Origin of the sequence: Moraxella sp. ZY200743, from assembly GCF_050885545.1 — a bacterium.
Lineage (GTDB): Bacteria > Pseudomonadota > Gammaproteobacteria > Pseudomonadales > Moraxellaceae > Moraxella > Moraxella haemolytica.
This window is the reverse complement of the sequence record NZ_CP091313.1, coordinates 547,272-572,040: the sequence shown is the minus strand read 5'-3', so window position 1 is coordinate 572,040 and position 24,769 is coordinate 547,272. Positions and strand designations below refer to the sequence as shown.

Below are 24,769 nucleotides of genomic sequence, written 5' to 3'. Positions count from 1 at the left end.
GACAAGAAAAAGACAACAATGTCCGCAGGGATAATGGATATGTTATAAAAATCAGCATTGTTAGATTGCCGGATGTCTTGATGAATGAGTGCTGATTGTGGGTTTCATGAGAAAATACAGGATTATACAAAACAACCATCTCAGATTATGCCAGAAAGCCATAAAAAGGTATTTAAATACCTATAAACAACATCAGTTGATTGAATTATTGCAGTCTTTATCCTTACCATGCTCAATGCTAAAATTAAGACCTACATTTACATTATTTGAGAAAAGGTATAACCGAATAGCATTATTGATACAGCCATTAAAAAGATATATAATACTTTAGATATCAGTAGGTTTGGTTACTTTTGGGTATTGCATTTTACAAAATTTACTGGTAATGTCAATCACATCAACGGCATAGAAAATTTTTGGAGCCAAGCGAAACGAACGCTCCGAAAATACAGCAGAATTGACCGAAAAAATCTCCCTTTATTCTTGAAGGAATATGAATTTCGGTCTAACTTTGGAACACCAAAAGAGTAGTTAAAAACACTGCGAAAATGGTGTGGGATTTAGGGCTAATCTATGTCAGTCCCAAAATGAGAAATCAATGATTTATGAAACCAACCATAACTGATCGTCCTGAAATTGATGGACTAAGAGCATTGGCAGTTCTTTCTGTTATTTTTACCATCTTGATGATCGCTGGATTTCGGGCGGTTTTATTGGGGTGGATATTTTCTTTGTGATTTCGGGCTATTTAATCACTAAAATTATTACCACAGAAATAATGGCAGGGGATTTTTCATTCCATCACTTCTATACACGAAGAATTAAACGGATTTTTCCTGTTTTTATTTTTTACGCTTACCTATTTATTACCCGACTCAATTTATTCGGCATTAGGATTAAATAACACCTATTATGCGTCAAACTTACGCTTTCCGGAGCTATTAGTTGGGTCTATATTAGCGGTTATAAAGCCGATAAAATGGAAGGAAAAGTCTCAATACTGCGTGAGTTTCATTGCCTTTTTCGCATTATTAGCTTGCTTGTTTTTATTCCATAAAAATATGCCTTTATTACTAAATGGCAGTTTATTGTTGCCTTGTGTCTTAACGGCAATATTAATTTCTTCAATGGAAAACAGCTAAAGTCTGATAAAGAAACTCTTTTCTTCTCAGCCAATGGTGTTTATCGGAAAGCTATCTTATTCATTATATTTATTCCACTGGCTGTTTATTGCTTGGGTGCATTATATCACGGCAAAGCAGCAATTAAGTTTTAATGTTGTTCTCATTATTCTTGGTGCAACTTTTATTTGCTCCTTATTAAGTTATTTTTTATTGGAGAAACCGATTCGAAAATCGGCCCTTTCATTCAAAAAAGCACTTGTGCTTATCTATCTCATTCCTTCGGTTTGCTTAATCAGTTATAACTTGGTAATGAAAAAAACAAATAACAACAAGAAATAACGCATTTAAAGAAATACCTGAGTATGTTGTCGCAGCGGATGATAAGCTGGCTAAAAAGATTGCCGTTTTTGGCGACTCACATGCAGGGCATTTACATCCTTTCTTTCACTATATCGGCAATCGTGAAGGTTGGGCAATAGGGAATATTAAGATACCTGCTAAATGTCATTTGCCTTTGACTAGAGAGGGTAAAGCACAGCCGGAATGTGAAAGTTTATTGGCACAATATGAGCCTTATCCCATTGTGATGATTTCTATGTTTTATGATTTAAAACGGAATAATGGCCCTGTACCAAGAATGATACCAAAAGCATTTTTTATTGAAGATTTTGATCAGAAATTTATAAATTTGGTGACATATTTTGCTAAAACGAAAAAAGTGTATGTGTTCGCTGATGTGAAAGTGGCAGATCGTTCTCCCTTAAGATCTGTGTTTTTAGAGAAATATGGTTTAGAGCGGTTTTTAAAACCGATTGAAGAGTTAGGAAATAAAGCAGAAAGCAATCAGCATATCTTTAATTTGATTAAAGATATTCCTAATGTTCAATGGGTTAATCCAACAAAATATTTGCCTAAAGAATATTTTATTAATGGTATTCCGCTTTATATCGATCAAGATCACTTAAATTCTTTCGGCTCATTCTATATGGCAGAACGGTTCCATAAAAATGAACGCTTGCTTATGGCAGATGAGGTAGAGAAATTGAGTAAGTAGTGTCGTTTGAGCAAAAGCGTGCTAAAATTGGCACGCTTTTCTTCCGCCCATTCGCTAGGGCGATATTTGCAAATTTTTTTCAAAAAATGACCGCTTGTTGGCGGTTTTTTGTTTGAGGAACAAAAAGTAGAAAGAAATCATGCCGAGCGGTTTCACTGCTAAATGCCAACCCTGCGACTAAAAGTGCGGTAAGGATGAGCAGGATTTACCCCCCCTGCCCCCACAAGCGGGACAGAAATTAGCTTATCACTTGGATTAATTTCCACGCCACCGCCCACGCAGAGAACAGCATAATTAGCCATTATCTTAATCACACCCTGCCTAAAAAAGCTGCCGATGAATTAAGTGGCAACACAGATGTCCAAAATGCCGTGTATCGCCATTTGCTTACCTTTTTTGGGCGATATTATGAAGAAGGCGATTTTATCAGTCAGCGTCGTTACAAAGGCGACACCTACGCCATTCCCTACAATGGCGAAGAAGTATTACTCCATTGGGCAAACAAAGACCAATATTACACCAAGTCGGGAGAAAACTTTGCCAATTACCGCTTTAAATTATCGGACGGACGAGAAGTCTTTTTTAAATTAAATCAAGCTGATACCGCCAAAGACAATCAAAAAGACAACGATTCCAAACGCTTTTTTGCCCTTGCCAATGCCCAAATCGATGACAATGACAATGAAATTTTACCCATTTACGAGTCTGATAACGGGCAAGTTTTAACCATTTTATTTGATTACAAAGCCTTTCCCAAATCCGCCAAACAAAACAAAATTTTGGCAGACGATTTGGCAACCATTTTTGCCAATGAAACGGTGGCAACAAACTGGCAGGCACTGACAGAAAAAATCCCAACAGACAAAAATAAAGAACGCACGCTATTAGAAAAACATTTAAGCGATTACACCACCAAAAACACCGCCGATTATTTTATTCATAAAGATTTGGGTGGATTTTTAAAGCGTGAATTGGATTTTTATATCAAAAACGAAGTGATGAATTTGGACGATATTGACAATGCCCAAACCGCCGACCATATTGCCCAAAATTTACACTTAATTCAAACTTTGCGTGCCATTGCCTTTGATATTATTGCCTTTTTGGCACAATTGGAAAATTTTCAAAAACGACTTTGGGAAAAGAAAAAATTTGTTGCCGATTGTCATTATTTAATTACGCTGGATAATATTCCAAGTCAGTTTTATGATGAAATTTTTGCCAACGAAAAGCAAATTCAAGAATGGCAAAACTTATATGGTGCAGAGAATATCAAGCGTGAAAATGTGCATTTAGTTATCAATACTTCTTTGTTTAATCACGCCTTTCAAGCCAAATTATTGGCGACTTTTGATGATTTGGACAATCAAATCGGCGGTACTATCATTCATAGTGATAATTTCCAAGCCCTCAATTTATTACAAGCCAAATATCAAGGGCAAGTTAAATGTATTTATATTGACCCGCCTTATAATACTAATGCTTCAGAAATTATTTATAAAAATGAATATCGCCATTCAAGTTGGATTACCTTAATACAAGATAGAATTTCTCTTGGATTGAATTTGGCACAACAATCTGCGATTCAATTTACAGCAATTGGCCACACGGAATTATTTAATCTTGGAAAACTACAAGATTTTATTTTTAAAGAGGAAAATAGAATTGCAATTATACCTATCCAACACAATCCAAAAGAATGATGCGGTGGAGTATATGATTTTGCAGAGGCAAGCGATTGGGCAAGTAGCTGATTTTACGGCAAACGAATGGATAAGAAACAATCGTGTGGTAGAGATTTTGCCTGAGCTTGAAAAGCCTGATTATGAATTGCTTATGCTGTATGCCTCACAGCGTTATCCGTCTGCGATAGCGAGCAAGTTTGTGGAATTTATCGCAGAGAAAACCTGAGCCTAAACAAGCGGCAAAAAGCAGTAGGATTTTGCCAATTTCAGTTCAACCGATTATGATAAACATATCAATTCTCCAACGCTCCAAAATGAAACACCTATTTCTCTTTCTTCTACTGCTCTCCCACACGGTACTTGCCGAAACATGGCAAATCGGCATTCTCGCCCAGCAGGGGAAGCTTATACCCGCAGCCACTGACAGCCGTGGGTGGATTGGTTGAATGAGCAGTTGCCAAGTGAGCAGTTTGAGCTGGTGCCGTTGGGGTTGGGGGAGGCGAATAGTCGCCCTGATTTGGATTTTCTACTAACCAATCAAGCACAGTTTTTCTATCTCAATAATCAGAATGTGCGTTGGCTTGCGACGCTGAGCAATCCGTATGCCAATACCTGCCACCAAAATAAGACCTTTCAATCATACGGATAGTTGGATTCATAAAGTGCCACAATATAACAGCCCATAAAATACCCCCAGTACAAGCACAGGCGTACTGAGGGTATTAGCTTTGGCTTTTTCACAACAACGGTAAATCCACCTCAACGCACGATTATGATAAAATCTGCAATCCTTTCAATAAGTTCAACTTCTTTTTCACAAACTCGGCTTTAAGTTCTTTTAATTCAGCTAAATTGGCTGCTTCGCCTTCTAACAATTCCCCGTCTTTAGTCAAGGATTTGTTCATTGCCTTTAGACGCTTCCAAGCATGGTTTTCCAATTTATCCTGCTTAATGCCTTGTAAATATCCGGCAATAAAAAGCAATTCAACATCATTGCAGTAAATCCCCGATCCCGTTACAGGGCTAGCCATCACACCCATCTCCGTTGGACTCAGTGCATGATCGACAATCCGCTGGTTGAGTTGCTCACACGACTTCTTATTCCGAGCAATAACATCATCGGAGTGTGCCAGCATAATTTCATTTCTTGCCTCTAAAATAGCCAACAGTTCAAAAAATGCCTTTGTCGGAATCTCTTTCTCTAGTTTCTTCCGTAGGGTCGCAACCGAATGAATTTTATAATCCGATAAAATATCCAACAGTGCATTGATATACTTTTCGTTCAAATTAACCTGAACACCGTAGGTCAATGTGTTTTTAACATTTTCTCTGTCTGTTGTTAGAATAATGCTCAGTTTATTCCAAATTTGCTCTTTTTCTATATCGGTTAGCTCTCTTTTGCCCTTAACCCACAGGTCTCGTCTAAATGTCCGATTTAAAAAGAAATCTTTTATCGTCTGTCTCAATGAAGGATCTTTAATGCCCGCCAAAAATGCCATCTGTTCTTCATTAAAGAGTGATAATGTGTAATCATCAACATAGTTTGCAGAACACGCAAAACTCATTTTAGCTTGCTTTAAATACGCCTCCATCTCACTAAAGTACATTGGTTGCCAATGTTCATTCAAATACTCGTGAGCGACATAACGAGCATCCATACCGGCTATATGTTCTATTTCTTCTACAAGCAGTGGTGCTTTCTTAGACATCGCCGAACAGAGTGATACGGTTTGTTGCACTGAGGATAATGCAGATTTTAAATTCTCACCGCTGCCTTGCATTGAAGGCTGCATCTTATAATATTGTTCAACTAAATGTCGTAATGGTGCTTTTGTTGACCAACCCGGCTGAGCGTTATAACTAATATACAAAACGCCGCCAACCTTTAACTTACGCTCAACAAAATCAACGATAACTTGCTGATTTTCCGGCGAAATCCAAGAGAAAATACCGTGAAGACTGATATAGTCAAAGTCCGGCAAATCCTCTCTGGTGCAAAACGCTTGAAAAGATTGATCGGATAAAAATAAATTTTCCTTACCTTGAGCAAGATTTTGGGCAAAGAGTGCGTGAGCAGGATTAAAATCCGTACCATACCATTGGGCATTATTATTTGAATGGATGTTAATCGATACCCCCATTCCAAAACCAAGTTCGCAGGCATTATACTGATTATCCAAAATAGCCGGCGGGGCAATATTTTCCATCAACAAAGGCAAAATACAGCGTTGCGGATTCAGATCCGGATAATACCCCACTGTATAATTGATATCTTTCATATAGCCTTCAGACCAGTCAAACATTAAAACATCTCCAAAAAAATAAGGGGTTGTAGTAAATAAAACCTAAATTCCACACCATTTGCAGTGTTTTTACTGCTCTTTTGGTGTGTTAAAGTTAAACCGAAATTCACATTTCTTTAAGAATATTCGTTTCAGGGTAATTATTATACCTTAAATTATTTAGTTTTTAAAAAAATATTAAAATAAAATCCAGATTTATTTGCATCAAATGCCTATTTCTATCAGATAAAGCAATCCATAAAATGGCATTTCTTTTGTTTCTATTATCTGACTTTTTTATTGTTTAATGGATAAGCACTTTTCAAAGTATATATTGGTCTTTCTCAGACCCCAAAAAAGCCTTTCATCTTAGGCGAAATCAAAACAGCCGTAACCGAGCTATAAAAAGTCTTATCGGCTAGTTTTGAACAAATGCTTTTATCAGTAAAATCCGCCAAACTTTCATCATCTTTTTCGCCTTTGTTGATGAGATTGCCATCTTGCTTTAATTTATTTTAAATGACATCAAAAGAATCACGAATGGTTTTTAAATCCAGCCCCAACCCACGCCAAACCATGCTATAATACACCTTGTATTGAGCGATGCTAACAACAATATTTACAAAGCCAAACAAATCATCAATAACAACTATCAAGGCGAAATTACTTGACCCACAAACCCTTCCCCTGCATCGCTTGCGGTCTATGCTGTCGCCATGTCTATAAAAGCGAACAAACTGCTTTTTTGAACAAGGGCGATGGTATTTGTCAATTTTTGGATACCGATACCAATCTATGCCAGATTTATGAGACTCGCCCATTAGTTTGCCAAGTTGAGCGTTATTACCAGATGCATTTTCAGAATAAAATAGATTGGGAGACTTTCGTCAATCTCAATCTTGAAGCTTGCCATCAACTTCAAAACCAAACGCCAAAATAGCACTTACTTTTTATAAATTTTAATACCAAAATTTAGATGGTCTCATAACCGTCCATAGCTGATAAGTTTTGGGCTGATTTTGCTAATTTGACTTTTAATACCAGCATGGCTATTGGCAATTTGCATATCCATAATATATAGAATATTATCATTTTTAATCACAGCGATATTATCAACTTGACCTTCTAGTGCATAAACACGGTCAGTTAAGTATATGATTTAATCGGTGTGCGTGTTATTTACAAGAGCGGTCATCGTCAAACAACTTGCCAAAATGACAGTCAAAACATTTTAGCCCATCACTAAATACTCCACATACCCAAAAAACACCGCTCCAAATAATATGTAGAGCGGTGTAATCACATCATTTTAAATCACATAAATCCACGCTCATATTGTCGTGGTACAAACTGCATTTCAGAGCTATCTGACCGATTTTGTTGATATTGGGCGTTTAATACCCAATAAGGGTCTCTTAAAAGCCCACGCCCTACCGCCACAAGGTCGGCATCGCCTGCACATAATACATGGTCGGCAAGGGCGGGGTTGTCAAGCAAGCCTACTGCAATCACAGGCTTGCCTGTTACCTCTTTGACCTTGCGAGCAAGCGACACTTGATAGCCTGCACAAATCTCTGGGTGATTACCTTTGTGCAATACGCCATCGCCACCACCACTCACATCAAGCATATCTGCCCCTGCGTCCGCAAATCGCTTAGCAATCTCCACACCATAATCGCTGTCAAAGCCATCTTTGCCATATTCTTGGGCAGAAATGCGAACAATCAAAGGCATATCCGCAGGCATTACCGCCTTACACGCCTTGATGACTTCCACACCAAACAATGCTTTATCTTGACCGTATTCATCGTTACGCTGATTGGATTTTGGCGAATAAAATTGATGAATCAAATAACCATGTGCGGCGTGAAGCTCAATCGCATCAAAGCCTGCATCCACCGCTCTTTTGACTGAATTGGTAAAGGCCTGCACCAAGTCTTTGGCTTCTTGTGTGCTCAGCTCTCTTGGCGTAATCAGATTTTGCCCAGCATAATCTAGCTCACCATAATGAATGGGGCTTGGGGCTACAGCATTCGGTTCGTCTTGAGCTTTTCTACCTGCATGAGCGATTTGGATAGCGATTTTAGCACCATGGGCGTGAACACTGTCCACGATTTTTTTGAAAGCGTCTTTTTGTGCATCATTCCACAGTCCCAAGCAATTAGGGCTGATGCGACCGTTAGGGGCAACATTGGTCATCTCCACGATAATCAAACCCACACCACCCACCGCACGGCTTGTATAGTGGACAAAATGCCAATCATTTGGCATGCCGTCAGTTGCTGAATATTGACACATTGGCGGCATAACGACACGGTTTTTTAATTCTAGGTTTTTGATAGAAAAAGGGGTAAAAAGTTGGCGGATTTTTGCCATGTTAAATATTCCTAATAGACATGAATCAGATTATTATAGCAAGCTTGCCATACTAGCAATATTTATTATTGTTACAAATAAGACAGCTTTGTAACCACAGTCAGATTGTTATCATCATTTTAAAAATGAATAATCAATCAGACGACTGTCCATAGTTCCTAGCTCCAAATAGAGCCGTTCCCACTCTCACCATTGTTGCCCCATTTGCCACCGCATCTTCCATATCTGCACTCATGCCCATGCTCAAAGTATCCCAATGGGCAAATTCACCCAAATCCGCCATCTCATCAAACAATGCTTTGGCTCGCACAAACGCATCATGACTGTCTTTGGCAGGGATAATCATCATGCCACGCAAACACAGCTTTGACAAACTTTCCACCTGCCGTGCCAAAGTGAGTAGTTCATCGGGCTGTACGCCAGATTTGGTATTCTCATCATCAATATTGATCTGAATTAGCACATTAAGTGGGGGCAGCTCACCTCGTTGCTCATTGAGTCTATTTGCAATCACCTCTCGTTCAATGGTATGCACCCAATCAAAATGAGTGGCGATGTCTCGGGTTTTATTCCGCTGAATACTACCAATATAATGCCATGTGATTGGCAAATCGGTTAGCTGACTTTGCTTACCAATCGCCTCTTGCAGATAATTCTCACCAAAATCACGCTGTCCGCAGTCAAATAATGTTCTAATGTCAGATTCAGGCTTGGTTTTAGATACCGCAAGCAGTTTGGCTAGGGTTTTTTGTTTGCTTTGCTCATTTGCTTGATTGAGTGCGTTGGTAACTTGTCTATAATGGTTAAACAGTTCGTCTTGTCGCATGACCATCTCTTTTATCTCTTGTTCCTTACCTAATAAAGTACTTAGGTTTATCATATTTACTGTTACCATATCAGTGTATCATGACCACCTAATCTTTTTAAGCAATTTTATAAAATTTACATAAAATGATTGTTTATCAACCCAAAAACATGATTTAATAACTCATAAATCCACCATGAACGCCAACATGATTACAACACTTGCCGACCTGCTTTGCTATGCCAAACAGATGCACGCCTCAGATTTGCACTTATCTGCAGGCGAAAAGCCTCGTTTGCGTATTGATGGCGATATCATGCCGATTCAGACTGCTGTGCTTAGTCATGATGACATCATGCGGCTACTTAGTGAAATAATAAATAAAAAACAGCTTGATGAACTGACACAACAAAAAGAACTGGACTTTTCTTTTGAGATTGTCGGACTGTGCCGATTTCGTGCCAATGCTTTTTATCAAAGCCGTGGTATATCGGCAGTCTTTCGCTTGATTATCGACCAAATACCACATATTGACGACTTAGACCCTAGTAACACTTTCAAAAAATTATGTCAATTAAATCAAGGTCTGATACTCATCACAGGGGCGACAGGCTCAGGTAAATCCACCACGCTGGCTGCCATGATTGATTATATGAATCAGCATCGCCCCATACATATTTTAACCATTGAAGACCCCATCGAATTCATACACACTTCTAAAATTGCTCTCATCAACCAGCGTGAGATTAAAAAAGACACGCATGATTTTGAGCAGGCACTAACATCTGCCATGCGTGAAGATCCTGATGTGATTTTAATTGGCGAACTGCGTGATTTATCCAGTATTCGCCTTGCCCTACGAGCGGCAGAAACAGGTCATCTAGTCCTTGCAACCTTACATACCAACAACGCCCCCAAAGCCATTGATCGCATTATTGATGTCTTTGATGCTCACGAAAAAAACCTAATTCGTTCCATGATTTCAGAATCGCTACAAGCCGTCATCTCCCAAACCTTAATCCCAAAAATCAACGGTGGGCGTGTGGCAGCCTTTGAAATCATGATGGCTACACCTGCCATTCGCAATTTAATCCGTGAAAACAAAGTTGCCCAGATGCGTTCGGCAATACAAACAGGAATGTCTGATGGCATGATGAGTTTTGATGGTAGTCTAAGACAGCTACTTAATCAAGGTCTGATTGATAGACAAACCGCCCTAAGTTTTGCCAATGAGCCTGAACGACTTTAGTGCCGCTTAATGAATTTAACAGCTAATTTGTTCACGACCAATAAAAACAAAAATAACCTAAACAAGTAGGTTATTTTTGTGAATAAATCTAATATAACACTTGCCAAATTTGGCTGTTTTTTTAATCAATTTAATTATCTAGCGTCTTTTGACACTCTTCTTTATCACACACCCCGTGCAACACCAAAGAGTGTGCCGACAGCTTAAAGCCATACTGCTGTGCCACTTTGGTTTGCTCATCTTCGATGACTTTGTTGTTAAACTCAACAATTTTACCACAAACATCGCACACCAAATGGTCATGATGGTCTTCTTGGACAATCTCAAATACTGACAGATTATTTTCAAAGTTGTGTCGCTCAACAATGCCTGCCTGCTCAAATTGGGTCAGCACACGATACACAGTTGCCAAGCCAACATCTTCCCCTTGTGTCGCCAACGCACGATACACATCCTCTGCACTCATGTGATGATGCTCTGCGGTCTCCAAGAGTTCTAAAATCTTGATGCGTGGCAGGGTTACTTTAAGCCCTGCTTTGCGTAAATCTTTATTGGTAAATGCCATAATTGTCTAACCTATGTCGTTATGATTGATTTTATCAAATGTTCATGAATGGTTTATTATCATCTGATAATCAATTATAAAATGAATGAAACATACTTTATCACATTTTCCTGTAAATTACACTCCAAAACCCATATATTTTAAGTACAAATTTGTCAATAACTCCCATTAAACAAATCAACCCATATCCACAGCATATCGCTGTTTTTCACACTAAAACCTGCATTTAATCACCAAAAATACGGCACAAAAAACTTGCATATTTAGGCACTTGCGTTTAATATGTTAAAAATTTAAATGGCGAAGCACCCCTTTGCAAAATAATCAAAAGATAATACCATCAGAGACAACACCATGAAAAAAATCCTAACAGCCACCCTGCTGGCATCAATAACCGCCCTATCTGGTTGTAGCATATTTCGTGTCTATACCATCGATTTGCCTCAAGGCACACCCATCACCCAAGAAAAAGCCTCTCGGATTCAGGTGGGTATGAGTGCCGACCAAGTGCTGTATCTACTCGGTAGTCCTGCTGTGCATGACACCCTAAATCCTAATCGTTGGGATTATATCTATGACTACACCGCAGGCACTGTGGGCAAAAGAGAAGGCAAGACTAATATCAAAAATGCCAGTCAATACATGAGCATCTACTTTCAAAATGGTCGTGTGGTGCGTATTGATGGGCATGATAGCCTACCTACAAAAACACAAAAAGCCCAATAACACTTGTGGTCTCACTCTAGACCATAGACAGCCATCACAACAATAAAAAAGCACGCTAAATTTTGCGTGCTTTTTGTTTTTAATGATTGATAAAGCATTAAGCCACCAACGAATCATCATGGGTTTAGACTTTTATTTCTAACTTGTTTTTTGGATTTTTGTTTGCGTCTGGTCATTGGGTCATATGATAAAGCACGATAAATCTCCACCCTATCGCCATCATGCAGTGGTGTATCTAGGCGTTTTTTTTGTCCATAAATACCGACATACCAAGCCTTATGATTGGGACTGGCGTGCTGATTGTCCGCACACCAGCTGGCAAACTCAGACAATATCGGCATATCAAGCCAACCGCTCATCTGCAAAACTTGCCAGACCGTTGTACCATCAGGAACATCCATCTCGGTGTACAGTTGCTCGCCTTGTTTGGCAACATAAGCCAAAGCCACACGCACCATTACATCAGCCACTCTGTTACCAAACCCACAAAAGCAACCAAGACCGCCATAGGCACAACAATGCGAATCAGTACACGCCAGACATTATAACGAAGCTCGCTACCAAAATTTAGTATCTTACGCAAATGGCTGATTTTCATCACAAAGCCTGCAAATATCGCCAGTACAACAACCGCAACCAAACTGATGACCGACAGAACAATGAGTAGCACGCTTGATGGTAATAAACCAAATGCCAAACCAAGCACCAATAAAATTACTCCACCTGCCATCATGCCAAAACGAGCAATCAGCTGACCACCGGCATAGGACAACAAAAACGCTGCGACCAACAACATACCAATGCCTGCCACCACAAAGGAGGTCTGATTAACCATCGCACTGCCTGCCAACAGTGCCAATGAACCAAAAATAAGCTGTGTAAACCAAATCGGCAAAATCATGCCTGTCAAAGATTTCTTAGCATCGACCACCTCTAAGGTCGCATTGACGCTACCGAACCAATACAGACCCGTACCCACACCCACCGACAGTAGTGCAAGCAACACGGCACGACCCCACTCACCAAGCGTAACCTGCGTAAGCACAGGTATGCTCACACCACTGGCCAGACCACCATCAAATAGCGATATCAGCGAACCCACCAAAATCAAAAGCAAACCTACAGGCAATAAGCGAGCCTTTAGCAGACTTAAAATCAACACAACAATACTTAAGGCTGTTGCAATGCCTATGCTTGGCACGCCAAGATTGTCAGCCACTTGTGGCATGTGCATCTTAAAACCCCCTGCCACATAAGAGACAATATTGGCAGCAATAAGAATAGACACCAGTACCGACAATCCTGCAAAGATTCGCCATACCATAGACGCATCTGCCTCTCTGGTGAGTTTTTGCATACCAAGCCAAGGGGTCTGACCGCTACGAGCCGACAGAGCAAACTCCGCAAACAAAACGGGTAGCCCAACCACACTCATCGCCACAAGCCAAATTAGCCAAAAATCCAATTCCCTTGCCATGTTTGGTGGAAGTTGGTGTGCAAATAACAACGGCAATGCACACGCCACAAAAAACATCAGTTGTCTTTGAAACATAGTCTAGCCTTATAAAAAAGATACTCCATTGTATCACAAAACCACATCAATACGTAGACAACAAAAAAACCCCAGATGGGGCTTTTTGTCAGTTTTGATGATGATTATTCAAATCATGTTTAAAACACTGCTAAAATCAGTGAACAGCAGCCAAGAACTCTGATAAAATCTTAATGTCTTTGTCAGACAGTTTGGCAGCAACCATCTGCATCATGCCTTTCTCGCCTTTTTTGGCAGAGTCATTAGTACGCACTTGTTCGGCCACCAGACCTTCATCTTCACGACCTGCCGCACGGAACAGTTTTAATTGTGTGGCTAGATAAGTTGCATGCTGACCACCCAAGCGTGGAAAAGCAGCCCACTCATTGCCAGAGCCTTTAGGGTCATGGCAACCAGCACAAGGAATGATACCACGAGTCTTATCACCACCTAGATACAATTTTTGAGCAGCGGCGTAAGTGGCTTTATTACCATAACCTGGTGCCCAAGGAGCTTGAGAAGCATAATAACCTGCAACATTCGCCAAGTCTTGCTGGGTAAGATTGGCAAGTTGAGCTTCCATCACACCGTTACGGCGAGCTTTGGTTTTAAAATCTACAAGTTGCTTGTATAGATATTTGACATTTTGACCGCCCAAATTTGGCTGAGCAGGTGCAACGCTAACACCATCAACACCGTGGCACGCACCACAGTTAACATCAACAATTTTCTTACCCGCTTCAATGTCATAGCTTGGTACGGTAACGATGGCACTAGCACCCATGCTGGCAATACCGAAACCCATAGCAAGGGCAAGTTTGGCGAAAGTGGTTTTATTGGCAGGTTTCATAACAATTTCCTACTAACTACTGGGCAATGCCCAAGTCTTGGGTTTTGTTCAAAATAACTCAAAGTACACGACATCAATCTTTTGATGCAAATCAATACATCAGAATATCTGCTATTATAGCAAGACTTCACTAAATTTTCCTACAGAAATTGTGGTTTTAGTAACATTTTTTTCATTTTTTTTATCTTTCTTTGAAAAATAAGGCAAAATTTAACCAATCTAATGTATGTTGCTGATTATTTATTAAAATATATTCAATATTTATAAATAATCATAAATATTATTCATGATAGGCAAACAATGAGCCTACCACCACTCATTATTCAATTTATTTTTCCATGTATTCAATCAGCCGAGCAAAATCATCATTACTGCAAGTCTGGCACAACCCCATCGCAGGCATTCTTGGCATTCCTTGACGAGTGTTTTTAATTAAAGTATCCACTCCTTTTTGGGTCTTTAACCGATCCCATGTGGCTTTATCGCCTTTTTTAGGAGCATTTAGAGCACCACTGTCATGGCAGGTAGCACAGGTATCTTTATAGATACTAGCAACATCAGCATGGGTAATGCTTGCAACCGATAAAGCAAGGCTTGTAACGATTGTTTGTAGTAATTTTGACATAATAACTTCCGCTAGGATTCAATAAGAGAACGACCGTTTTCTCTATTGGCTTTATTATGCAAGTTTTTTGCTAAGATGCAAGGGATATTTGGTAATTATTACAATTAAGGGTTGTTATCAAGCTGATTACTCACAAGTCTTATTAAATTTTGTGATACTTGCCATCAAAGCGGACTGGCAACAGCATTTTTATGATGATTGATAAGCGCCATTATGTAGCACTTGCACAAAACCAACCACAATAAAAGCAGTTCTTTGGCTGCTTTTTTCTTTGATTTTATTGTCTGTCTAATGGATTTAGCTGCTTTCTAAGGTATTTGTCGCCCACTGATAGCGTATTTCGCCTTTTCTTATTCCTGTTTGGATGACTAAGCCCTGTTGAACCAGTGGTCTTAGTGCATTATAAACGGCTTTGCTGTGTCTTTTATCAGGCTCTGCACTTGTGTTTTTGGCACTGTCTAGCATCAGTGCTTGTTTTGCGATTTCATGCGTTAATAATGGCTTATCTGTTTGTTTTAGCACCTGCACTACTAGGGTTTTGATACTATTTTTAAAAGCGGATGTTCTTAATTTGGGCAGTTGGTCTATTTCGCCCATGATTTTAGCAGCTTGGGTGAGAATGTGAATTTGTTGGTCAATCTCTTGGATTTGTTTTTGTAGTGCCTGTTTGTGCTTGATAAGTTTATCAATTCTACTGGCAATGCCGCTGCTGATATGAGATTCTGCTATATTATCCCCTTATTGTTTTGGCTTGTTTTGGTTTTTAATTGGATTTGATTTTGTTTTTTCATTGGGTGTGATGAAATCAAAGTCGCTTAATCAAACAAACTCCAGATAAACCCCTTAACTTAAATTTAAGGAACCTCCATGCTTTCACAGCACAGCACAGATAAAGAACAAGGTGGTAAGTGATGACTAAACTTACCCAAGAAACCTTGTTTTCGTCAAACACACAGCCTGAAAACCAAACATTTCCACAAAACGAAAACGAACGGCTCGCAATCTTAAAACAGCATTTCCCCAACTGCTTTGACAAACACGGCGCATTTTTGCCTGAAAAAATGGCGGAAATCCTGCATTCAGACGGCATTGCCACGCAAAAAGAGGGTTACAGCTTAAATTGGCTGGGTAAATCTTATGCGCGTATTTTAAAAGACACGCCCCCTGAAACTTTGCTGGCAGAAGATACGGCACACAACAGGCAGCCTGAAAACACCAACAGCGAAAATTTGCTGATTAAAGGCGACAATTTGGAAGTGCTGAAACACCTGAAAAACGCCTACAAAAATCAAATTAAGATGATTTACATTGACCCACCGTATAACACGGGTTCAGACGGCTTTGTGTATCAAGACGACCGCAAATTCACGCCGCAACAGCTGGCGCAATTGGGTGGCATGGATTTGGACGAAGCCAAGCGCGTACTGGAGTTTACCGCGAAAAAGTCCAATTCGCACAGTGCGTGGCTGACATTTATGTATCCGCGTCTGTATGTGGCGCGTGAATTGTTGCGCGATGATGGCGTGATTTTTATCAGCATTGATGACAATGAACAGGCACAATTAAAGGTTTTATGTGATGAAGTGTTTGGGGAAGAGAATTTTATCAAAGACTTAATTGTTAATACGTCAGAAGGTGGCGGAAATGCGAAATACGTTGTCAATGGGCATGAAATCCCATTTGTTTATGCGAAAAACATCACTAAATTTGATAATCTAAAACGACCCAAAGACATTCGCGGGAAAAAAGTGTTTATTGATGGTGAGCTTTATTGGATTCAAGAAGATGCCATTAGGGAAGAGTTTGGTAAATATGGCAATTTACATTATGAAGATATTATTTCTGTAAAGGGAGAAGAATTTAAAGAAAAAATTGATTTGGGAATTAAAAATAATGAATATATTTTAGTGCCTAAATCATACGGTAAGACAATTATTGGCAAATTGAGAAAAGTATCAGAAGATTTTTCAAAATTCCACAGCATTTTAAATATGGGTTCCATCAACAAGCATTTGACTGCTGATGGTATCAGAGAGTTAGAAGAGTTATTTTCGGTTGCAAAGGGAAATTCTCCTTTTGAAAATCCCAAGCCTTTGGAATTATTGACCCGAGTGGTGCTTTCATCAACATTTAAAGGTGTTGACAATGATGTGGTTTTGGATTTTTTTGCTGGTTCAGGCACAACGGCTCATGCAGTGATGAAACTCAATGCGGAAAAGGGCGGAAACAGAAAATTCATTCTTGCTCAGTTACCAGAAGATTTAGATGCAGCACTTAAAAATGCAACATCAGAAAAAAGAAAATCTTTAGAAAATACAATTGGATTTTTAGATAATATTGGGAAACCTCATAATATTTTTGAAATCACCAAAGAACGCATTATCCGAAGTGCCACCAAAATCCGCACCGAAAACCCCGACTATTCAGGCGATTTGGGTTTCAAAATCTTTGAAACCGTGCCACTTTTTGATTTTCAGGCTGCCTTAAAAACCGATTTTGACACCATTCAGCCTGATCTACTGCATATCACAGATACGGCTTTGAATGATGAACAATTGCACACGCTTTTAACCACTTGGCGCGTGTATGACGGCTCAATGCTGCCTGAAAAAGTCCAAACCATTCATTTGGCGGGTTACACGGTTATTACTGCCGCCATCATCTGTATTTGCTGGCAAGCGGTTTTCATTCTGAATGCGTCAAAGCCTTGATTGAAAAGCTGGACAACGATAAGGATTTTGTGCCTGAACGCATCGTTTTATTCAGCGCAAATATGGACAGTGCCATCCAAAAAGAATTGGCACAAGCGGTTAAAACTTATGCCAATAAAAAAGGTTTGAACAATTTAAGCGTGCTTGCGAGGGTTTAAATGGCTGGTTTTACTTATGAAAAAAATTTACCACACCAAGAATGGGCGATTGAATCGGTTTTGAGTGTGTTTGACCGCGTGCATTTAAAACACGGTAGCCGCGATGAAAATCCCGAAATCGTATTTTCGGACAGCCTGAAAATGGATAATTTGCAGAAAATCCAAAAAGCCAACAGCGTGGAGGACATACCGCTTTCAGGCAGCAATGTGCTGGATATTGCCATGGAAACAGGCACAGGAAAAACCTATACCTACACCAAAACCATGTTTGAGCTAAACCGTGTGTTGGGTGTGTTTAAGTTTATTGTGGTGGTGCCAACGCTTTCTATTAAAGCAGGAACGAAACAATTTTTAGAAAGCACTTCGCTTGCCGAGCATTTTCGCAAGGATTTTGCAGGTTTGTATGGCGAGAAAGAAATCAAGCTGTATGTGATTGAAAGTCAAAAAAACAAAACGAAAAGATCGTCTATGCTGTAGAAGATCAGACTTGATCTGACAATGCACTATAAAAAGTGAGAGTTTCCCGTTTAGAATATGAGTGTCAAATTCAATCTAAACAAAAAAGGAAACTCTCATGTTTTATTCTACCAATCCACTTATTAAACACAAGACCGGTTTATTAAATTTAGCAGAAGAACTCGGTAATATCTCACAAGCCTGTAAGGTAATGGGGATGAGTCGAGATACTTTTTATCGCTATCAACAGGCTGTCGAACAAGGCGGTGTTGAGGCATTACTAAATCAAAATCGACGTGTTCCCAACATTAAAAATCGTGTGGATGAATCCACAGAAAAAGCGGTTGTACAATTCGCTTTAGATAATCCTGCTTTTGGTCAAGTTCGAGTGAGTAATGAACTGCGTAAACAGGGGATTTTTGTCTCTGCAGGTGGTGTACGTTCCATTTGGTTGAGACATCACTTAGCTAATTTTAAGCAACGCTTAACTGCCCTCGAAAAATTGGTGGCAGAGCAAGGCATTATTCTGAGTGAGCCACAGATACAAGCCTTGGAGCGGAAGAAAGAAGACGATATGGCTTGTGGCGAGATTGAAACTGCCCACCCCGGCTATTTAGGGTCACAAGATACCTTTTATGTCGGCAATATTAAAGGTGTGGGTCGTATTTATCAGCAAACGTTTATTGATACTTATAGTAAAGTGGCATTTGCAAAACTGTATGCAATGAAGACGGCTATCACTGCTGCTGATATGCTAAATGACAAAGTATTACCATTCTTTGAAAGCCAGAGGTTACCTATGTTACGAGTGCTGACAGACCGAGGCAGTGAGTATTGTGGGAAAATTGAGAATCACGATTATGAGCTTTATTTGGCTATCAATGACATAGAGCACACAAAAACCAAAGTGAAACACCCACAAACAAACGGCATCTGTGAGCGTTTTCACAAAACGATTTTGCAGGAGTTCTACCAAGTGGCATTCAGAAAACGGATTTATATGGATTTAGAGGCATTGCAAGCTGACTTAGATGAATGGTTAATGTATTATAACCATCATCGAACCCATCAAGGAAAAATGTGCTGTGGAAGAACACCGATGGAGACATTAGTTGATGGAAAACGCATTTGGGCAGAAAAGAATTTAAGCTCAAATTAATCTGACAGACACAGCTATTTTTAAACGGGGGACTGTCAGATTAGGTTTGATCTTCTACATTAATTCAAGGACTGAGTTCTGTATTGCTCACGGCTTAGTCCAACTTTTGGGGCAGATAAAAAAACAACGTGAGCTATTCGTGGGAGTAAAGGCGGTTTAGATCGTATTTTAATAATACTAATCCTGCGCCGATAAGTAGAATATCCTTGAAAATAAAGCTGTTAAAACCAAGCTGTAGCAACATGCTAAGTGTAACAGATGAAACCAGTAATACTGTCATTGAACCGATAATTCCCCACCTAGGTTTCCAATAGCCAACGGCAAGTGCTATATAAGCAATCCCTTCAACCACACCTAAGAAATAACTTGTGCCGTGATAGCCTAGCCACTCATAGAGAAAATTCAACCAAGTCGGACTGATCATCGGCTTAAGGATTTCCACCTCAAAATCAAACCATTTTGTCATACCGAAAGTAAAGAAGATTAGACATACGCTAAGACGTAAAATCGTGATGTCTAAAGTCGTGCTACGAAAAGTGTGGATAAGTGCTCTCATCGTCATACCTAAGTTAAAAAATGAAGTATATTAAACATAGATCAAGCGTGTTTCTGACAAGTATTTGCAATTTAAAATGAAAATCGGTATTTTCAGCACCATTAATCAAAGCTATCATAGAGAATAAAATGAACAGTACAGAATTACTCGTCAATGTTACACCCAGTGAAACCAGTGTTGCATTGTTGGAATTTACGGTAGCTAATCACCTAAATTATCCCGAATACACTTGCCAAGGCATCGCACCTTACTCTTTCGAGCCGTCTTACGATCAATTTCATCGGGTCGCCGTAAGTTATGTTTTAATTATGCGGTTTGTATATTTGAAAATCAAGTCTAATCTTTTCTACTCTCAACTTTCTCACCTAAATAAATTTTCTGACAAAGTATAAGAAATCTGATGTTTCCGCTATATTGAAGTTCGTTTCCCTCATCAAAAACATAGGCACTTTCGACACGTAACACTAAGTCTGTTAGCTTTGATTTGGTATTTTTCCTGACTTCAAAAAAGACATTATATTCTTGGCCGTTATTCTCAATTTGAACTACATAAGCAAAATTACATCTTGCAGATGTCTGATAAACTTTTACTTTCTCGTTGCACATACCTTTTAGAATTTCAGGTAACATCAGCGATAGATTAAATCTCTTAAGAGAGAATATTCGCTCTGATGAACGGCGTTGTTTATCTGCCCTTTCAGTAAAACAATGATCAGAAAAAATAACGCTTAATTTGAGTTCTTTCTTTACTTTTTGACCGTAAAAACTAATTTCAAAAGGGTTTAAATGAGAAAGTGAATAAGTTGTACCATTATGCTGAATATCAGCAAAAAATTGCTATTCATAGTATTTTCACGCTTTAACTAATTCACAATTCACAATCTTGAACCCACGATTTTGCAACTCGTTCACAAAATCAGAACGCTTACCTAGCTTTGATTTAAAGCTGGCGTTACACGTTAAAAATACCCAATAATTCCGCAAATCTTCCGTTGTAACATTAGCTATATCAGAATAAAAATCTTCAAGGATTTTTAGGCAATCTTTCGCATAATTACCGTATTCAGCATTACTCATTTTAGGGTTGGCTTTGTTCAAGGTAACATACTTCCCATACTTGTTTTTATGCGGAAACGGTGGGCGTTTTAATTCAGTTCCAACCGTACTTTTCTTGCTCTTGATTGTAAAGTTTAAAGCATAAATACTTCGTCCTCGCTTGATCTGCTCAATATCAACAAACAAATCAGATCTTTCGTTAATTTCTGTAATTGCAGGCTCGATTACTCTCTGATTAAAAGAGTTAAAACGTGGATACTTATCTTCAACTTGCAACCATTTTTTCAAATCTTCAACGGTAATTTCTCTACTTCCAACGTTACGATATTGCGTAATCAACTCATAAATTCGGATTGAGTGAACGCTATTAAAATAAGCGATATTTTTAAGCTGATATTGTGTAAATTGCCCTTTAAGCTGAGTTAGATAAGGCATAACCTCATCGGTCATAGCAATTCTAAAACGCCCCTCTTTCTTGAAATATGTTCGAGAAGAGACCCAACGAAATTCTGTAACCCCGTTGCTATCTTCGGTTCTTACACTACGCTCATAAATTCGTTTAATTGCTGCTTAAATTTGCTTGTAGGCATTATCCATACTGATTTCGGGAAACTCACGCACAAAATCAGCTACGGTAAAATCAAAGATTTTTTGGTTTGACATTGGATCCATTGTTCCAATCGTCAAAGCCAAAATCCGCACTTCATCAATACTTGATCTATAACTGGCTTCAATAAGGCTGTTAGCCTTTACCACAACTAGATTATTTCCCATAAAACAACAAATTCCCTGTTATTAACAACATTTAAATAATATACTGTTGTCAATAATAAGACAACACCAAGTTAAAGCAAAGTTGTCCACAACAGGAAATTTGTTGTCGTATAAATTTATAAAACATTGATATATAAGGGATTTATAAAGGTTTCAAACTGCTTGCCAAAATAACATTCCGTTTTGAGTCGCCCGAAAAAACGCTCCATTGTGCCGTTATCCAAGCAGTTTCCCTTTCTTGACATACTTTGAGTAATGCCATTACATTGGCAAATTTTTCTAAAATCTACCATTTGATACTGCCAACCTTGATCGGAATGTAATATCGGTTTTGCGCCATTAAGCCTTGTAGCAGCTTGGCTCATCATTCGGTTAATCAGCTCAACATTCGGATTTTTTGCTAAAGAATAGGCGATAATTTCACCATTGAATAAATCCTTGATTGGAGAGAGGTATAGCTTACCTTCCGCACATTTAAATTCCGTGACATCGGTAACCCATTTATCATTGGGCTTGGTTGCTTGGAAATTTCGTCTCAGTAGATTGTCCGCAATTTTGCCCACTTCGCCTTGATACGAGCGATATTTTCTGCGTTTGCATTTCCCTTTTAAACCTAAGTTCTGCATGATTGCTTGGACTTTTTTATGGTTGATTGCCCAAATTCTACGCAAGGCTAACGTAATACGACGATAACCGTAGTTCCCCTTGTTTTTGTGATAAATCTCAGCAGTTTTCTGCTCAATCTCCGCATTTTTATTCACTTTAGCACCAAGATGGTAAAAGAAAGTGCTGCGTTTTAAGCCGATAAGTGGCAATAGGATTTCAAGTGGAAACCGATTTCGCAATGCGTTCACGAAATTTGCTTTTTCCGCATTTTTTCTTGGTTGTATTCCTGCAACTTTTTTAGCAAAGCCACCTCCGCTTCCAGTTCCAGAATCCGATAACGTAAGCGTTCTTCTTCAGTTTTCGGTGGAGGAGGCATTTTCGGGTATTTCGGTTTCATTGTCGGACGACCTTTTGGTTTGGGCAATAGACCGTTTATACCTTGTTTATCAAAGGCTTGCAACCATTGGCTGACACTGCCCGAATTGGCAATGCCAAAGTAAAGACAAGCATCTTCTGCGGAAAACTGCCCGTTTTTAACCGCTTGCACAATGGATAATTTAAATTCCAAAGCGTAGTTTCGCTTCTTACCTAAGCAGGCTAACCCATTGATTCCATTATGATTATATTGTTTAATCCAACGTTTTAGTGTGCGGTCGGCCAGCTGAAAATGGCGTCTGGTTAGCGAGCGATTTTTATCATTTTGAAGATAAAATTCGATCACTTGTTGTTTGAAAGATTGGTTATATTTAGTCATAAAAAATCTGCACCTTAATCAGTTGGTTGTTTAGTCCAACTTTTGGGGTGCAGATCAGAATTAACTGGCATTGAAATTTCAGCATCCGCAATTGAAAGTGCCACAAAATCAGCGGCAACATTAGCCTTAGAACTTGACAAAATTTGACTGCTATGGTTAAAATGAATTGCCAATTAACGGCTTATCTATGAAAAAGGGCAGTCTTATGAAAATGAAAACAGCATTAGCAATTGCATTAGGTTCTTTATTCAGCTTTTCGGTAACAGCAGCCGAACTGGAAAAAATTACCGTGCCGATTCAACTTCTTGATGTAGAAAAAGGCAATAAAGATATTGGTACAGTAGAAATTACTGAATCTAAATACGGCTTAGTATTTACTCCAAATCTAAAAGATTTAACAGAAGGCTTACACGGCTTCCATATTCACGAAAACCCAAGCTGTGATGCAAAAGAAAAAGGTGGCAAGCTCACAGCAGGCTTAGCCGCAGGAGGACACTGGAACCCTAATAAAGCTCCACATCACGGCTTACCGTGGTCTGATGATGCTCATTTAGGCGATTTACCTGCATTAACCGTTTTACACGATGGTACATCAACTAATCCAGTATTAGCCCCTCGCTTGAAAAAATTAGATGAAATTAAAGGTCGTTCATTAATGATCCACGAAGGCGGCGATAACCACTCAGACCACCCGGCTCCTCTTGGTGGTGGTGGTTCTCGAATGGCGTGTGGTGTAATTAAATAAAATTTGATCTAGTTAAGTTGCAATACAAAATCAAAGATGAAGCGGCATTTTTGATTTTGTTCACACAATATTTGTGCGACAATGCTTACAAATTCAAGCCAATAGGCATACGCACCGTGCAACAGGAGATTAAAGTCAGCAACGGATTATTAACAGCAGTAAACAGCGAAAGTGTGTATGATGAAATATTTGAATCCATTAACACATTGAGCTATCGTGATTTTTTACTCAAATTATCGCAAACGGCTTTGATTCAAATGCAAACCTTACATCAAGCATTTTTTGCCGTGCGTGATGTATTGGATATTTCAAAATACCTGAATGAACAGACGATTAAAGCGATTCAGGCAGGGTTTGACCGTTGGTTTTTGCTGAATTCGTTTAGTGCGTTTGAAGTGGGTTATAGCCGCGTGGGTGGCAGTGTACACCCAACAAAATTTACCGATAATCAAGGTAATGCTTTATCCGAAGTGAATGCTTCTGATTTGGGTACGCAGTTTGATGAAGTGAATCCGCTAGAAGAATTTTTGTTTGAAAGTGTGTTTTATGACAGCGAATTGGAGCGTGAAAACATCACGGATAATCGGATTCAAGAAGTGATTGTGTTTACCAAAATTCCAAAAAATTCCATCAAAATTCCTGTAGCTGGTGGCAAAATGTATTCCCCTGATTTTGCTTATATTGTGAAAACCGATTCAGGCGAAACCTTGAATTTGGTTTTAGAAAGCAAAAATGTTTCAGGCGGCGATGATTTGCGTCAAGAAGAACAGCAAAAAATCAAGCATGCGCAACAACTTTTTGCCGATATTAAAAGTGAAACTAAATTGGTGTTTCAAACGCAGTTTAAAGACGATCAGGTGGTGTCCTTAATACGAGAAGTTTTGAGATCTAAAAAAGTAAGTACTTAAAGACTTATTTGTAA

At 39.1% G+C, this 24,769-nt stretch carries 26 protein-coding genes and 5 pseudogenes; 15 read left to right on the top strand and 16 right to left on the bottom strand.

The genetic code is table 11. The annotated features are described in order from the left end of the window. Positions 1 to 282: 282 nt before the first annotated feature. From L3D27_RS02745 to L3D27_RS02730, 4 genes and pseudogenes are all read left to right on the top strand, one after another. Positions 283 to 531: pseudogene (locus L3D27_RS02745) on the top strand (transposase); the annotation flags it as partial. A 74-nt stretch (positions 532 to 605) separates the two neighbouring features. Then, positions 606 to 737 (top strand): hypothetical protein, encoded by a 132-nt coding sequence (locus tag L3D27_RS02740; protein ID WP_432481927.1) that lies wholly within the window; start codon positions 606 to 608, stop codon positions 735 to 737. Next, positions 719 to 904: a hypothetical protein gene (locus L3D27_RS02735; protein WP_432481480.1), complete on the top strand. Its 186-nt coding sequence runs from the start codon at positions 719 to 721 to the stop codon at positions 902 to 904. Before L3D27_RS02740 ends, L3D27_RS02735 begins: the two co-directional genes overlap by 19 nt. A gap of 542 nt (positions 905 to 1,446) precedes the next feature. Then, positions 1,447 to 2,178, top strand: coding sequence for an SGNH hydrolase domain-containing protein (locus L3D27_RS02730; RefSeq protein WP_432481858.1), 732 nt, complete (start codon positions 1,447 to 1,449; stop codon positions 2,176 to 2,178). 158 nt (positions 2,179 to 2,336) lie between these two features. On the opposite strand, the gene L3D27_RS02725 is transcribed toward L3D27_RS02730, so the two are convergent. After that, positions 2,337 to 2,480: a hypothetical protein gene (locus L3D27_RS02725; protein WP_432481479.1), complete on the bottom strand. Its 144-nt coding sequence runs from the start codon at positions 2,478 to 2,480 to the stop codon at positions 2,337 to 2,339. Positions 2,481 to 2,561: 81 nt separating this feature from the next. On the opposite strand from L3D27_RS02725, the gene L3D27_RS02720 reads away from it, so the two are divergent. The 3 genes from L3D27_RS02720 (at position 2,562) to L3D27_RS02710 (ending at position 4,512) form a co-directional block, all read left to right on the top strand. Then, positions 2,562 to 3,881, top strand: a complete 1,320-nt coding sequence (locus tag L3D27_RS02720) for a hypothetical protein (RefSeq protein ID WP_432481478.1) — start codon at positions 2,562 to 2,564, stop codon at positions 3,879 to 3,881. 13 nt (positions 3,882 to 3,894) lie between these two features. Continuing rightward, entirely contained in the window at positions 3,895 to 4,089 is a 195-nt protein-coding gene (locus L3D27_RS02715; RefSeq protein ID WP_432481857.1) for a hypothetical protein, read from the top strand. 207 nt (positions 4,090 to 4,296) lie between these two features. After that, a complete protein-coding gene (locus tag L3D27_RS02710) occupies positions 4,297 to 4,512 on the top strand; it encodes a hypothetical protein (RefSeq protein WP_373628152.1) in 216 nt (71 codons plus the stop codon). A gap of 121 nt (positions 4,513 to 4,633) precedes the next feature. On the opposite strand, the gene L3D27_RS02705 is transcribed toward L3D27_RS02710, so the two are convergent. The 3 genes and pseudogenes from L3D27_RS02705 to L3D27_RS02695 all read right to left on the bottom strand — a co-directional run bounded on the left by L3D27_RS02705 (position 4,634) and on the right by L3D27_RS02695 (position 6,801). Further along, a complete protein-coding gene (locus tag L3D27_RS02705; RefSeq protein ID WP_432481477.1) occupies positions 4,634 to 6,166 on the bottom strand; it encodes a class I SAM-dependent methyltransferase in 1,533 nt (510 codons plus the stop codon). 42 nt (positions 6,167 to 6,208) lie between these two features. Next, positions 6,209 to 6,292 (bottom strand): annotated as a pseudogene (locus L3D27_RS02700) (IS1595 family transposase); the annotation flags it as partial. A gap of 368 nt (positions 6,293 to 6,660) precedes the next feature. Next, positions 6,661 to 6,801, bottom strand: a complete 141-nt coding sequence (locus L3D27_RS02695; protein WP_284674134.1) for a hypothetical protein — start codon at positions 6,799 to 6,801, stop codon at positions 6,661 to 6,663. A gap of 11 nt (positions 6,802 to 6,812) precedes the next feature. Between L3D27_RS02695 and L3D27_RS02690 the strand changes: the two genes are divergently transcribed. Further along, a complete protein-coding gene (locus L3D27_RS02690) occupies positions 6,813 to 7,085 on the top strand; it encodes a YkgJ family cysteine cluster protein (RefSeq protein ID WP_432481476.1) in 273 nt (90 codons plus the stop codon). A 374-nt stretch (positions 7,086 to 7,459) separates the two neighbouring features. On the opposite strand, the gene L3D27_RS02685 is transcribed toward L3D27_RS02690, so the two are convergent. Together L3D27_RS02685 and L3D27_RS02680 are read right to left on the bottom strand one after the other, a co-directional pair. Further along, on the bottom strand, positions 7,460 to 8,521 hold the full coding sequence (locus L3D27_RS02685; protein WP_432481475.1) for an NADH:flavin oxidoreductase/NADH oxidase: 1,062 nt from the start codon (positions 8,519 to 8,521) through the stop codon (positions 7,460 to 7,462). Between the two features lie 133 nt (positions 8,522 to 8,654). Continuing rightward, positions 8,655 to 9,347, bottom strand: a complete 693-nt coding sequence (locus L3D27_RS02680) for a YggS family pyridoxal phosphate-dependent enzyme (protein ID WP_284674559.1) — start codon at positions 9,345 to 9,347, stop codon at positions 8,655 to 8,657. A gap of 187 nt (positions 9,348 to 9,534) precedes the next feature. Between L3D27_RS02680 and L3D27_RS02675 the strand changes: the two genes are divergently transcribed. Beyond that, entirely contained in the window at positions 9,535 to 10,575 is a 1,041-nt protein-coding gene (locus L3D27_RS02675) for a type IV pilus twitching motility protein PilT (RefSeq protein WP_284674132.1), read from the top strand. A gap of 130 nt (positions 10,576 to 10,705) precedes the next feature. On the opposite strand, the gene fur is transcribed toward L3D27_RS02675, so the two are convergent. After that, positions 10,706 to 11,140 carry a ferric iron uptake transcriptional regulator gene (gene fur, locus L3D27_RS02670; RefSeq protein ID WP_284674131.1) on the bottom strand — a complete coding sequence of 145 codons (435 nt, stop codon included), beginning with the start codon at positions 11,138 to 11,140 and terminating at the stop codon, positions 10,706 to 10,708. Between the two features lie 354 nt (positions 11,141 to 11,494). On the opposite strand from fur, the gene L3D27_RS02665 reads away from it, so the two are divergent. Next, positions 11,495 to 11,866 carry an outer membrane protein assembly factor BamE gene (locus tag L3D27_RS02665; RefSeq protein ID WP_284674130.1) on the top strand — a complete coding sequence of 124 codons (372 nt, stop codon included), beginning with the start codon at positions 11,495 to 11,497 and terminating at the stop codon, positions 11,864 to 11,866. 116 nt (positions 11,867 to 11,982) lie between these two features. Here L3D27_RS02665 and L3D27_RS02660 read toward each other — a convergent pair whose 3' ends face one another. The 5 genes from L3D27_RS02660 to L3D27_RS02640 form a co-directional block, all read right to left on the bottom strand. Then, positions 11,983 to 12,336, bottom strand: a complete 354-nt coding sequence (locus tag L3D27_RS02660; protein WP_432481474.1) for an RnfH family protein — start codon at positions 12,334 to 12,336, stop codon at positions 11,983 to 11,985. After that, a complete protein-coding gene (locus L3D27_RS02655; RefSeq protein WP_432481473.1) occupies positions 12,324 to 13,418 on the bottom strand; it encodes a hypothetical protein in 1,095 nt (364 codons plus the stop codon). The genes L3D27_RS02660 and L3D27_RS02655 overlap by 13 nt, the downstream gene beginning before the upstream one ends. A 136-nt stretch (positions 13,419 to 13,554) precedes the next feature. Then, complete coding sequence (locus L3D27_RS02650) at positions 13,555 to 14,247, bottom strand: c-type cytochrome (protein ID WP_373628146.1); 693 nt, start codon at positions 14,245 to 14,247, stop codon at positions 13,555 to 13,557. Positions 14,248 to 14,575: 328 nt separating this feature from the next. Beyond that, positions 14,576 to 14,872 carry a c-type cytochrome gene (locus L3D27_RS02645; RefSeq protein ID WP_284674126.1) on the bottom strand — a complete coding sequence of 99 codons (297 nt, stop codon included), beginning with the start codon at positions 14,870 to 14,872 and terminating at the stop codon, positions 14,576 to 14,578. Between the two features lie 297 nt (positions 14,873 to 15,169). Next, entirely contained in the window at positions 15,170 to 15,469 is a 300-nt protein-coding gene (locus tag L3D27_RS02640; RefSeq protein ID WP_432481472.1) for a hypothetical protein, read from the bottom strand. Between the two features lie 314 nt (positions 15,470 to 15,783). Here L3D27_RS02640 and L3D27_RS02635 point away from each other — a divergent pair. From L3D27_RS02635 to L3D27_RS02625, 3 genes and pseudogenes are all read left to right on the top strand, one after another. Beyond that, positions 15,784 to 17,741 (top strand): annotated as a pseudogene (locus L3D27_RS02635) (site-specific DNA-methyltransferase). Continuing rightward, positions 17,742 to 18,218, top strand: a complete 477-nt coding sequence (locus L3D27_RS02630; RefSeq protein WP_432481471.1) for a DEAD/DEAH box helicase family protein — start codon at positions 17,742 to 17,744, stop codon at positions 18,216 to 18,218. 97 nt (positions 18,219 to 18,315) lie between these two features. Further along, complete coding sequence (locus L3D27_RS02625) at positions 18,316 to 19,356, top strand: IS481 family transposase (protein ID WP_432481470.1); 1,041 nt, start codon at positions 18,316 to 18,318, stop codon at positions 19,354 to 19,356. A gap of 133 nt (positions 19,357 to 19,489) precedes the next feature. On the opposite strand, the gene L3D27_RS02620 is transcribed toward L3D27_RS02625, so the two are convergent. From L3D27_RS02620 to L3D27_RS02605, 4 genes and pseudogenes are all read right to left on the bottom strand, one after another. Beyond that, positions 19,490 to 19,912 carry a DUF417 family protein gene (locus L3D27_RS02620; RefSeq protein ID WP_373628137.1) on the bottom strand — a complete coding sequence of 141 codons (423 nt, stop codon included), beginning with the start codon at positions 19,910 to 19,912 and terminating at the stop codon, positions 19,490 to 19,492. An 852-nt stretch (positions 19,913 to 20,764) separates the two neighbouring features. Then, positions 20,765 to 21,256, bottom strand: a complete 492-nt coding sequence (locus L3D27_RS02615; protein WP_432481855.1) for a hypothetical protein — start codon at positions 21,254 to 21,256, stop codon at positions 20,765 to 20,767. A 57-nt stretch (positions 21,257 to 21,313) separates the two neighbouring features. Further along, a pseudogene (locus L3D27_RS02610) lies at positions 21,314 to 21,742 on the bottom strand (replication initiation protein); the annotation flags it as partial. A 146-nt stretch (positions 21,743 to 21,888) separates the two neighbouring features. Next, positions 21,889 to 23,102: pseudogene (locus tag L3D27_RS02605) on the bottom strand (IS3 family transposase); the annotation flags it as partial. 205 nt (positions 23,103 to 23,307) lie between these two features. Here L3D27_RS02605 and sodC point away from each other — a divergent pair. Both sodC and L3D27_RS02595 read left to right on the top strand, forming a co-directional pair. Beyond that, on the top strand, positions 23,308 to 23,847 hold the full coding sequence (gene sodC, locus L3D27_RS02600; protein WP_432481469.1) for a superoxide dismutase [Cu-Zn] SodC: 540 nt from the start codon (positions 23,308 to 23,310) through the stop codon (positions 23,845 to 23,847). Between the two features lie 116 nt (positions 23,848 to 23,963). Beyond that, positions 23,964 to 24,755: a hypothetical protein gene (locus tag L3D27_RS02595; RefSeq protein ID WP_432481468.1), complete on the top strand. Its 792-nt coding sequence runs from the start codon at positions 23,964 to 23,966 to the stop codon at positions 24,753 to 24,755. Positions 24,756 to 24,769 lie beyond the last annotated feature (14 nt).